Raw genomic sequence first — 589 nt, forward strand, 5'->3', positions numbered from 1 at the left:
CATCCTGGTGGTCAGCGACTACACCAACGGTGGGGGCACCCAGGACGTGAGCGTCTACCGCTGGAACGGCAACGACGCGACGGGTTCGCTGGGGCTGCTCTCGACCGGTGGTCTGTGTGGTGGCGTGGCGCACGACGACGTGTGTGCGATCGCGAACTCCTCGACGGTCTCCTCGGCGTGGTCGCCGACCTCGCACGCGTCGAACACCTTCGTGGAGGCCGGCATCGACCTGAACGTGCTGCTGGGCAGTGCGGGTGGGTGCTTCACCACGTTCATGGCCGAGACCCGGTCCTCTGCGGAGCTGACCGCGACGCTGAAGGACTTCGCGGGCGGCCAGTTCAACACCTGCCCGCCGGCGCCGATGACCACCGAGGCGACCCCGGGTGGGTCGACGGTCGCGCCGGGCACCGCCCAGCACGACGTGGCGACGCTGACCGCGGCCGGGAGCCGTCCGGTCCCGACCGGCACGGTGAAGTTCTTCCTCTGCCAGCCGGCCCAGGTCACCGGTGCGGGCTGCCCGACCGGTGGCACCCAGATCGGTACCCCGGCTGCCGGCGAGACGGTCTCCGGCGGGGTGGCGACCTCGGAG

Annotated in this window: 1 protein-coding gene; it reads left to right on the top strand. The window is 71.3% G+C overall.

Annotation, left to right across the window (positions count from 1 at the left end):
* Positions 1-589 (top strand): hypothetical protein (locus tag EFL26_RS24150; protein WP_221176901.1); only part of this gene is annotated, 589 nt, incomplete at both ends.

This window comes from Nocardioides pocheonensis, from assembly GCF_003725535.1.
Classification (GTDB): Bacteria; Actinomycetota; Actinomycetes; order Propionibacteriales; family Nocardioidaceae; genus Marmoricola; species Marmoricola pocheonensis.